Source organism: Amycolatopsis rhizosphaerae (assembly GCF_007713715.1).
Classification (GTDB): domain Bacteria; phylum Actinomycetota; class Actinomycetes; order Mycobacteriales; family Pseudonocardiaceae; genus Amycolatopsis_E; species Amycolatopsis_E rhizosphaerae.
Window position 1 is genome coordinate 1 of the sequence record NZ_VJWX01000269.1, and the last position, 9,540, is coordinate 9,540.

A 9,540-nucleotide genomic window follows, 5' to 3' on the forward strand; every position below is an offset into this window, starting at 1 on the left:
GGCAACAGCGCGACCGACCCCAGCGCCCGCATCACCTGCACCAGGGTGTCCCGCCTGCCGACGCCCTCCCGGGCCGCCCACTGGCTCACTCTCGGCTCCTCCGGCCGCCACCAGACGGAGGAGCCGAGCCGGTCCAGCTGGTCCCGCCACGACGGCGGTACGGCCGTAGACGGCCGTGAAGCCAGTTCGGCCGCGATCGCGTCCGCCACGAGCCCGGCCACCCCGGCGTCCTCCCGGCGCAGTGCCATCCGGTGCAGGTCGCAGGGCCGCCAGCCCCGGCCGAGCGGATCGGCCACGGCTTCGGTGAGCGCCACGTCGGCCGCCCGGTCCACCCGGCGCGGCTCCCCGGCGGAACCGGGACCGGCCAGCTCGTCGGCCACCCTCGCCCGCGCCGGATCCCCGAACGCACCGGACTTCAGGGCGGCGGTGATCGCCCTCAGTTCCCACATGGGCCGCTACCGCCCGCCGCCGAAGGCGGACGGCCGTGTTCCGGTGACCGCCGCGGCCGCGCGGTCGAAGCTCTCCACGGGCTCATACCGGGCATCCTGCTCCGGGGCACCGACACTTTCGCCCGCTTCGTCCGGTCACGGAGTGCGGAACCCCCGGAAGGTGACGTCCTTGCACGCCTTGAAGCCGAGCCGCTCGTAGAGGGCGATGGCGCCGGTGTTCGCCTCGGCGACGTGCAGGAAGGGACGTTCGCCGCGAGCCAGGACACGCGTGACGAGCGCACCGACCAGGCGGGCGGCGTGGCCTCGCCCCCGTGCCTCGGGAGCGGTGCACACGGCGCTGATCTCGGTCCAGCCCACGGGCCGCAGCCGTTCCCCCGCCATCGCCACCAGGGCGCCTCGCTCGCGGATGCCGAGATAGGTGCCGAGTTCGTGGGTACGCGGCCAGAACGGCCCCGGCCGGGTCCGCGCGACGAGGTCGAGCATCTCGGGCACGCTGTCCCCGCCCAGTACGACCACCTCGCTGCCGCTCTCGGCACGAGGGTGATCGGGCCGGCCGCTGCCGGGCCAGATCATCTGACGGCCCTCGACGGCGAAGACCGGCTCCCAGTCCGGCGGCGGAGTGGCCGGGCAGGTGAACAGGTCGGCGAGTTCACCCGGGCCGAGCAGGCGGGCCAGGTCCGCCCAGTCCGCCGCGGCCGGATCGGCGGGCACCGCGGAGAAGGTCGCGACTCCCGGCACGTAACCGACAGCCCGGCCCGACCGGCGGGCGAACCGCGCGTGGTGGCCGCGGAGTGACCGGGCCACCGGGTTGTCGAGCGCCAGGGCGTCGCGGTCCGTCATCAACCGTTTCCGGCGGGTTCGAGAAGGGCCACGCACTCCACGTGGTGGGTCATCGGGAACGCGTCGAACGCCCGCAGCGCGGTCAGCCGGTAGCCATGACCGGCGAAGGTCCCCAGATCCCGGGCCAGCGCCGCCGGATCGCAGGCCACGTACACCACCCGCTCGGGGCCGCGCCCGGCCACGGCGTCGACCACGGCACGCCCGGCCCCGGCCCGCGGCGGATCCAGCACCACGACCGACGGGCGGCCCTCAAGCCCGGGCAGCACCCGCTCCACCTGGCCCGGCAGCCAGCGAACCTGCGGCAGGTCCGCGAGCGCGGCTTCGCCGTCGGTGACGGCGCGACGGCCCGACTCGACCGCGACGACCTCCCCCTGGAGACCGACCTGAGCGGCCAGCACGGAGGCGAACAGGCCGACCCCGGCGTAGAGGTCCCATGCCAGCCCGCCGCGTGGCGCACGCGCCCACTCACCGGCCACGGCGGCGAGCGTGTCGGCGGCGGCCGGATGCACCTGCCAGAAGCCGTGCGCGTCGAGCTTCCAGTCCCGGCCGGCCGCATGCTGCACCGCGACCCCGCCGCTGATCTGCCGGGCGCGCCGCTTGCCCCGCACCATGCTCAGCTCACGGACGTGTGTATGCCCCTCGGCGTCCCGGGTGACCTCGAGTTCGCTCCCCGGCCGCCACCGGCGGGACAGGACCGGCTCCAGCGCGCCCGGCACCGAAATCGGGCAATCCTCGAGCGGCACCACCCGGTGGCTGCGATGCGCCCGCAACCCGGCACGGCCGTCACGGCCCGCCACCAGCCGGACCCGGCTGCGCCAGCCCAGCGGCCCGCCGGGCAGCGCCTCCACCTCGACCGCACGCTCGATGCCCGCCAGGCGGCGCAACTGCTCCTCGACCACCCGGGCCTTGAGCTCGCGCTGGAACTCCGGGGTCGCGTGCTGCCAGTCGCATCCGCCGCAGCCACCCGGCACGGCCAGCGGACACGGCGGCTCGACGCGCTGCGGCACCGGCCGCAGCACGCGTACCGCGTCCGCACGGCAGAACGACCCGCCCTTGTCCTCGGTGACCTCGGCCAGCACGAACTCGCCCGGCAAGGCGTGGCGGACGAACACCACCCGTCCCTCGAACCGGGACACGCAGTGCCCGCCGTGGGCCACCGGACCCACCTCGACCTCGAAGGTCCGGCCCAGCCAGCTCTCGCCCGTCACGAGCCGTCCTTACGCCCCGCGGGCGCCCGGTAAAGACCGCGCCGCACGTCACCGGCCGTCGGGCGCGAGCGGGCCCGCTTGGCCCGGTTGACCGCCTTGACCGACGACGCCAGCTGCCACGGCACGCTCGTCACCATCACGCCCGGCTGGAACAGCAGGCGGCCCTTGAGCCGCAGCGCGCTCTGGTTGTGCAGCAACTGCTCCCACCAGCGCCCCACCACGTACTCGGGGATGAACACGGTGACCACGTTACGCGGATTGTCACCGCGCACCCGCTTCACGTAGTCCACGACCGGCCTGGTGACCTCCCGGTACGGCGACTCCAGCACCTTCAGCGGCACCTTGAAACCGTGCTCGTCCCACTCCCTGGTGAGGTCGCGGGTCTCCTCGTCGTCGACGTTGACCGTGACCGCCTCGATCACGTCGGGCCGCACCGCCTTCGCGTAGGCGAGCGCCCGCAGCGTCGGCAGGTGCAGCTTGGACACCAGCACGATCGCGTGGTTGCGCGAAGGGAGCACGTCGGGCTGGTGCCCGTCGTTCTCGGCCAGTTCCGTGGCCACCCGGTCGTAGTGCCGCCGGATCGCCGTCATCAGCAGGAAGATCGCCACCATGGCGGCGATCGCGATCCACGCGCCCAGCAGGAACTTGGTGACCAGCACGATGGCCAGCACGAGGCCGGTCATGGTCAGGCCGATCGCGTTGACCGTCTGCGAACGGCGCATCCGCCGCCGTGCCTGGGGATCGGTCTCGCGGGCCAGCAGCCGGTTCCAGTGCCGGATCATGCCGGCCTGGCTCACCGTGAAGGACACGAACACGCCGACGATGTAGAGCTGGATCAGCTTGGTGACCTCGGCGTTGAACGCGAAGATCAGCACCAGCGCGAAGGCCGCCAGGAACAGGATCCCGTTGGAGAAGGCCAGCCGGTCGCCCCGGGTGTGCAGCTGGCGCGGCAGGTACCGGTCCTGCGCGAGGATCGAGCCCAGCACGGGGAAACCGTTGAACGCCGTGTTGGCCGCCAGCAGCAGGATGATCCCGGTGGCGAAGGAGATGTAGTAGAACGCGGGCGGGAAGCCGGCGAACACCGCCTCCGCGATCTGCGTGACGATCGTCTTCTGCTGGTAGCCCGCGGGCGCCCCGGACAACTGCCGCGCCGGATCCTCGGCGAACTTCACGCCGGTGATCCGCGCCAGCGCGATGATGCCGATCAGCATGGTCACCGCGAGCAGGCCCATCATCAGCAGGGTGGTCGCCGCGTTACGCGACTTGGGCTTGCGGAAGGCGGGCACGCCGTTGCTGATGGCCTCGACCCCGGTCAGTGCGGCGGCACCCGAGGAGAAGGAACGCAGAATCAGGAACCCGAACGCGAGCCCGGCCAGCGAACTCTCTTCGTGCAACTGGAAACCGGCGCTTTCGGCCCGCATCGGGACGCCCCGCAGCGCCTCGAACAGCCCCCAGGCGACCATGACCAGAATGCCGAGGATGAAGCCGTATGTCGGAATCGCGAAGGCCTTGCCCGATTCCCGCACCCCTCTCAGGTTGAGCGCGGTGAGGACGGCCACGATCAGCACCGCGCACAGCACCTTGTGCTCGGCGACGAACGGGATCGCGGACCCGATGTTGGCCACCCCCGACGAGGTCGACACCGCCACCGTGAGCACGTAGTCCACCAGCAGGGCACTGGCCACGGTCAGCCCGAATCTGCCCCCCAGGTTGGTGGTCGCGACCTCGTAGTCGCCTCCCCCGCTGGGGTAGGCGTGCACGTTCTGCCGGTAGGAGGCCACCACGACCAGCATCACCAGCGCGACGGCGATGCCGATCCACGGTGCGAGGGCATAGGCCGACAGGCCCGCCACGCTCAGCGTGAGGAAGATTTCCTCGGGCGCGTAGGCCACACTGGACAGCGCGTCGGAGGCGAAAATCGGCAGCGCGATGCGCTTGGGCAGCAGGGTGTGGGACAGCCGGTCGCTGCGGAACGGACGGCCAAGCAGCAGCCTTTTGGCCACGGACGCAAACTTCGGCACGGCAGCAGCCTAACGTTCCCCGGGACAGGGTAGGTTCTCCGCTGGCGAAACGCGGGTAGCCGCCGTGTGGGTGAAGGCCCACGGTGGCCGTCGGCGTACGGATCGCAGGCTAAGAGGAGGCAAGCGCGTGCACGTGGTGATCATGGGATGCGGCCGGGTCGGCGCGTCCCTGGCCGCGGCGCTGGAGCGCCTGGGGCACGAGGTCGCGGTCATCGACAAGAACCAGGAATCGTTCCGCCGCCTTGGCAGCGACTTCCACGGCAGGCAGATCCTCGGCATCGGTTTCGACCGCCAGGTCCTGATCGACGCGGGCATCGAGCGGGCCGGGGCGTTCGCGGCGGTGTCCAGCGGCGACAACTCGAACATCATCTCCGCCAGGCTGGCGCGCGAGAACTTCGGTGTCGAGCACGTCGTCGCCCGCATCTACGACCCCAAGCGGGCCGCGGTGTACGAACGGCTCGGCATCCCGACCGTGGCGACCGTGCCGTGGACCACCGACCGCTTCCTGCGTACGCTGCTGCCCGAAGGCGTGTCGTCGGCGTGGCGGGACCCGACGGGCAATGTGGCGGTGCTGCAACTTCCGCTGCACGAGGCGTGGGTCGGCCACTCCGTTCGCGAGCTGCAGGAGGCCACCGACGCCAGGGTCGCGTTCGTGATGCGGTTCGGCACGCCGGTGCTGCCCGACAGCAAGACGGTGCTGCAGGCCGACGACCTGGTCTACGTCGCCGCCCGCTCGGGCACCCTCGGCGACGTCACCAGCGTGGCGGCCAAGGCACCCGAGGACTGACCAACACCTACTTCGGTGCGGGTGCCCCGCACGACTTCTAGGAGGACTCATGCGGGTCGCGATCGCGGGAGCGGGCGCCGTGGGCCGGTCGATCGCCGCCGAACTGATCGACGGCGGGCATCAGGTGATGCTCATCGAACGGCAGGCGCACCAGTTCGAACCGGAGACCGTCGAGCAGGCGGACTGGGTACTCGGTGACGCCTGCGAGGTCTCCACGCTGGAGGAATCGGGGATCGAGCGGTGCGACGTGGTGATCGCGGCCACCGGCGACGACAAGGTGAACGTCGTGGTGTCGCTGCTGGCCAAGACCGAGTTCGCGGTGCGGCGGGTGGTGGCCAGGGTGAACAACCCCGCCAACGAGTGGCTGTTCACCGACGCCTGGGGGGTGGACGTGGCGGTGTCCACGCCCCGGATCCTCGCCGCGATGGTGGAAGAGGCCGTCAGCGTCGGTGACCTGGTGCGGCTGATGACCTTCCGCCACGGGCAGGCGAACCTCGTCGAACTCACCCTGCCGGACGAAACCCCGCTGGCCGGCCGCCCGGTGCGGGAGATCGCGCTGCCACGGGATGCGGCCCTGGTCACCATCCTGCGGGGCGAGCGGGTCATCGTGCCGCAGCCGGAGGACCCGCTGGAGGCGGGAGACGAGTTGCTGTTCGTGGCTCCGGCCGAGGTCGAGCCGGACATCCGCAAGGCACTTCTCGAGGGCTGAAGCACCGGGACGGGCAGCCTGGGCGGAAGCGGTCCGGAGGCAGGGCCCCCGGACCGGTATCAGGCCTCGTTGGGATGGCCGCCGTACTTGAGGCGCAGCGCCTCTTCGGCGGCTTCCTCGGTGGTGACCCTGTTCAGCTCTAGTTCCTTGATCCGCTGGTCGGACCGGCGCACGGCCCACACCACGACCAGCAGCGCCAGCGCGTACAACGGGTAGCCCATCGCGATCTTCGCAAACGCGAGCCAGCCGGTGTAGTCCGCGTTGTACAGCCAGCGCTGCACGATGAACCGGGCGAGGAACACCGCCGCCAGCGCCAGCGTCGCGAGGTCGTAGCCGAACCGGGAGCGCTTGTCCTTGCGCCACTCGCTGCCGGTGCCATTGAGCAGGTTCCACACCACGCCTGCCAGCGGACGGCGCACCACCACAGACAGCACGAACACGCCGCCGTAGACCAGGCTCGCCCAGATCCCGAACAGGAAGAACCCCTTGGCCGATCCCGTGCGGTAGGCGATGAACGCCGCGATCGCGACGCCGAAGAAACCGGAAACGGCGGGCTGCAGCGGTTCCTTGCGCACCACACGCAGCACGGTGATGGCCACCGCGCTGCCCAGCGCGCACCAGATCGCGGGGAACAGCCCGAGGAACGCGTTGGCGAGGACGAACACCGCGATCGGCACCGACGAGTAGATCAGCCCGGACACGCCGCCCAGCTGTTCCAGCACGGTCGGCTGTTCGTCGTCGGTCTGGTGCTTGTCGGTGCCTGCGGGTTCAGTCACGTGTGGTTACCAACTCATGAGGTCGTCTGGAGCTCGTAGAACGGGTTGTACAGCACCTTGTGACCATCGCGCTCGGCCAGCCGGCCGCGCACCTTGATCGTCCGTCCGGGTTCGATCCCGGGGATCCGGCGCCTCCCGAGCCAGACTAGCGTCACGCCTTCGGTTCCGTCGAACAGTTCAGCCTGCAGTGTCGCCGCCTCGGTGGTCGGGCACAGCTGCACGCTGCGCAACCGTCCGAGCACGGTCACTTCCTCACCCGAGCGGCAGTCGCAGGCACGTCGCGCCCCGACCGCCTCGGACTTTTCGGACAGATCGTCGGCGTCGAGTTCCTCGACGTCGCTGGTCAGTTTGCGAACCAACCGGCTGAAGTAGCCGCCGTCTTTGGCGGACATAGGCGGTGCTCCTGTAGTCCGGGGCCCCCGACTTGAACGGCCCGTACGTGGTCAAGGCTAACCTTGTTGAAGGTGTTCCAGGCAAGGGAAACGGGCTTTGGGGCAAGATCGCAACGTGACCTCCGCTATGCCGAAGCCGATGGCACTGATGCTGCCCGGCACCGGCTCCGACGAAGTCTTCGTCCGCTCCGTTTTCGCAGGTCCGCTCGCCGCGTCCGGGATCGCGCTGGACGCGCCGGAACCACCGCGCGGAGCGCAACTGGCAGTGGGCTTTCTCACCATGATCGATTCCGTCGCCGACGCCCGGCACGGGCGGCTGCTACTGGGCGGGATCTCCTTCGGGGCCCACCTCGCGGCGGAATGGGCGGTGCGCAACCCCGGCCGGTGCGACGGCCTGCTGCTGGCCCTGCCCGCCTGGGCCGGGGAACCGGACGCGGCACCGGCCTCGCTCGCCGCCAAGGCGTCCGCCGACCTGGTGGAGCGGGAAGGGCTCGAAAAGGCGCTCCGGTTGTCCGTGGCCGGTGTCGCGCCCTGGCTGGCCGGAGAACTCACCCGCGCCTGGCGACGGCACGGTGCGGGGCTGGCGGCGAGCCTGCGGGTGGCCGCGAACCGGGCCGCACCAACCCTGGAAGCCTTGAAGGAACTGGACATTCCGGTCGGTATCGCCGCCTGTGTCGATGATCCGGTGCACCCCGCCGAGGTCGCCGACGCCTGGGCCGGGGCGCTGCCGCGCGCGACGGTCCGCGAAACCACCCTCGACCGGCTCGGTGCCGACCGCGAGTCGCTCGGCCGGGCCGCCGTCGAAGCCTGGCAGGTCAGTCGGCGCTAGCCACGAAGGCCCCGAGCCCGATCATCACCGCGCCACCGGCCACCCGCTGCCGGATCCGCCGCCGCCGGTCGGCGAGGAAACGCTGCGCGATGTTCCCGGCGAACACCCCGACCACCAGGTCGGCGATCATCGCCAGTACCAGTGCGATCATCCCCAGCAGGCCGAACGCCACGGGGGCGGGCGTGGTGCCGGGATGCACGAAGTGCGGCAGCAGCGCCATGAAGTACAGCGCCGTCTTGGGATTCAGCAGTTCGGTGAGGATGCCCTGGGCGAGTGGGGAACGCGCGAGTTTACGGGCATTCCCTTCCGTCGTCTCCGGTTCACCGTCGTCATGCCGGTGCCGGATCGCCTGTACGCCGAGGTAGACCAGATAGGCCGCCCCGGCGAACCTCACCACGGTGAAGGCCGTCGTCGAGGCGGCCAGCAGGGCGGAAAGCCCGAGTGCCGCGGCGAGTACGTGGGCCGAGCAGCCGATGGCGTTGCCGACGGCCGACAGCACGCCCTCGCGGCGCCCGCCGCGCAGCCCGCGGGCCAGCACGTACAGCATCCCCGGGCCCGGGGTGAACGCGAAGACGGCCGCCGTCCCCAGAAAGATCAGCCATTCGGCGGAGTTCGGCATGCGGTGATCCTACGGATCCCCGCATGCCCTCCCCAGTGAATAATTCAGGCCTGCTGCTGGGCCTGCTGCTCCGCGATGTGCTGCGCGACCGCCTCGGGCAGCGTGATCGGCAACGGGGTGCGCACCGGCATCGGCGCGTCCCCGCGCACGACCACGGTGCCCCGCACGATCTCCCGCAGGGTCGCGGGCGCGTCCGCGGCCAGCGACTGCGGACCCGCGATCACCCCGCGCAGCATCCAGCGGGGACCGTCCACCCCGACGAAGCGCAGCGCCACATCACCGATGAGCGCCGACAGCTCGAAACCCCATTCCCCTTCCCCGGGCGAGACCTTCGCGCCGTCGGCGCGCAGCTGTGCGGTCAGCTCGTCACCGACCTCGGCCCACAGTCCACCGGACTTCGGCGCGGCATAGGCGCTCACCGTGACCTGACCGTGCGGGGTCACCACGTGCACGGCACGCACACCCCCCGCCGCCGGGTCCATCTCGACCTGCACCTGCGAACCATCCGGAACCGGGACCTGCACCGAGCCCAGGTCGATGCGCGGGATCCCGTCCTCGGGCGCGTCGGCGACGTCGAACGGCCCCTCGGTCACCGCCGGTGCCGGCTCCTCGTAGTCGTCCTCCGCCTCGGCGACCGCGGCCCGCTCCGGCATCGCGTGCCGGCCACCCGACCGCCGCTTGCGTCCGAAAATGCCCACTACTTCCTCGCTCCTTCCCCCGTCACACCGTCCAGCGTGGCATGACCGCCCGTGGACCCGTAACCGCCCTCCCCGCGCTCGGACGGCGCGAGGCCGGCCACCTCCACGAACTCGGCGGTCTCCACCCGCTGCACGATCAGCTGCGCGATCCGGTCACCCCGCGACAACCGGATCGGTGTGCGGGGATCGTGGTTGATCAGGCAGATCCGGAT

10 protein-coding genes and 2 pseudogenes are annotated in these 9,540 nt (G+C 71.2%); 3 read left to right on the forward strand and 9 right to left on the reverse strand.

What is annotated here, in order from left to right; genetic code table 11:
- The 4 genes and pseudogenes from FNH05_RS23505 to FNH05_RS23520 all read right to left on the reverse strand — a co-directional run.
- Nucleotides 1-449 (reverse strand): annotated as a pseudogene (locus FNH05_RS23505) (hypothetical protein); the annotation flags it as partial.
- A gap of 135 nt (nt 450-584) precedes the next feature.
- The gene (locus FNH05_RS23510) at nt 585-1,289 is read right to left on the reverse strand and encodes a GNAT family N-acetyltransferase (protein WP_144590884.1); all 705 of its coding nucleotides are present in this window, start codon (nt 1,287-1,289) and stop codon (nt 585-587) included.
- Nucleotides 1,289-2,497 carry a class I SAM-dependent RNA methyltransferase gene (locus tag FNH05_RS23515; RefSeq protein WP_144590885.1) on the reverse strand — a complete coding sequence of 403 codons (1,209 nt, stop codon included), beginning with the start codon at nt 2,495-2,497 and terminating at the stop codon, nt 1,289-1,291. The genes FNH05_RS23510 and FNH05_RS23515 overlap by 1 nt, the downstream gene beginning before the upstream one ends.
- On the reverse strand, nt 2,494-4,518 hold the full coding sequence (locus FNH05_RS23520; RefSeq protein WP_144590886.1) for an APC family permease: 2,025 nt from the start codon (nt 4,516-4,518) through the stop codon (nt 2,494-2,496). The genes FNH05_RS23515 and FNH05_RS23520 overlap by 4 nt, the downstream gene beginning before the upstream one ends.
- Nucleotides 4,519-4,588: 70 nt before the next feature.
- Between FNH05_RS23520 and FNH05_RS23525 the strand changes: the two genes are divergently transcribed.
- Both FNH05_RS23525 and FNH05_RS23530 read left to right on the forward strand, forming a co-directional pair.
- The gene (locus FNH05_RS23525) at nt 4,589-5,305 is read left to right on the forward strand and encodes a potassium channel family protein (RefSeq protein ID WP_281287630.1); all 717 of its coding nucleotides are present in this window, start codon (nt 4,589-4,591) and stop codon (nt 5,303-5,305) included.
- Between the two features lie 49 nt (nt 5,306-5,354).
- Nucleotides 5,355-6,014 carry a potassium channel family protein gene (locus FNH05_RS23530; RefSeq protein WP_144590888.1) on the forward strand — a complete coding sequence of 220 codons (660 nt, stop codon included), beginning with the start codon at nt 5,355-5,357 and terminating at the stop codon, nt 6,012-6,014.
- Nucleotides 6,015-6,073: 59 nt separating this feature from the next.
- Here the strand turns inward: FNH05_RS23530 and FNH05_RS23535 are convergent, their stop codons facing one another.
- Nucleotides 6,074-6,790: a DUF3159 domain-containing protein gene (locus FNH05_RS23535; protein ID WP_144590889.1), complete on the reverse strand. Its 717-nt coding sequence runs from the start codon at nt 6,788-6,790 to the stop codon at nt 6,074-6,076.
- 14 nt (nt 6,791-6,804) lie between these two features.
- Nucleotides 6,805-7,182 (reverse strand): OB-fold nucleic acid binding domain-containing protein, encoded by a 378-nt coding sequence (locus FNH05_RS23540; protein WP_144590890.1) that lies wholly within the window; start codon nt 7,180-7,182, stop codon nt 6,805-6,807.
- A gap of 115 nt (nt 7,183-7,297) precedes the next feature.
- On the opposite strand from FNH05_RS23540, the gene FNH05_RS23545 reads away from it, so the two are divergent.
- The gene (locus FNH05_RS23545) at nt 7,298-8,011 is read left to right on the forward strand and encodes an alpha/beta hydrolase (protein ID WP_246127905.1); all 714 of its coding nucleotides are present in this window, start codon (nt 7,298-7,300) and stop codon (nt 8,009-8,011) included.
- Here the strand turns inward: FNH05_RS23545 and FNH05_RS23550 are convergent.
- From FNH05_RS23550 to FNH05_RS23560, 3 genes and pseudogenes are all read right to left on the reverse strand, one after another.
- Nucleotides 7,998-8,630 carry a LysE family translocator gene (locus tag FNH05_RS23550; protein WP_144590891.1) on the reverse strand — a complete coding sequence of 211 codons (633 nt, stop codon included), beginning with the start codon at nt 8,628-8,630 and terminating at the stop codon, nt 7,998-8,000. The genes FNH05_RS23545 and FNH05_RS23550 overlap by 14 nt on opposite strands.
- 44 nt (nt 8,631-8,674) lie before the next feature.
- On the reverse strand, nt 8,675-9,328 hold the full coding sequence (locus FNH05_RS23555) for a DUF3710 domain-containing protein (protein ID WP_144590892.1): 654 nt from the start codon (nt 9,326-9,328) through the stop codon (nt 8,675-8,677).
- A pseudogene (locus FNH05_RS23560) lies at nt 9,328-9,540 on the reverse strand (dUTP diphosphatase); the annotation flags it as partial. The pseudogene FNH05_RS23560 and the gene FNH05_RS23555, both read right to left, overlap by 1 nt.

Bases quoted from the DNA above. Each gene is read 5' to 3' on its own strand.
- FNH05_RS23510 (WP_144590884.1), bottom strand. From the start codon at position 1,289: ATGACGGACCGCGACGCCCTGGCGCTCGACAACCCGGTGGCCCGGTCA.
- FNH05_RS23550 (WP_144590891.1), bottom strand. From the start codon at position 8,630: ATGCCGAACTCCGCCGAATGGCTGATCTTTCTGGGGACGGCGGCCGTC.
- FNH05_RS23530 (WP_144590888.1), top strand. From the start codon at position 5,355: ATGCGGGTCGCGATCGCGGGAGCGGGCGCCGTGGGCCGGTCGATCGCC.
- FNH05_RS23540 (WP_144590890.1), bottom strand. From the start codon at position 7,182: ATGTCCGCCAAAGACGGCGGCTACTTCAGCCGGTTGGTTCGCAAACTG.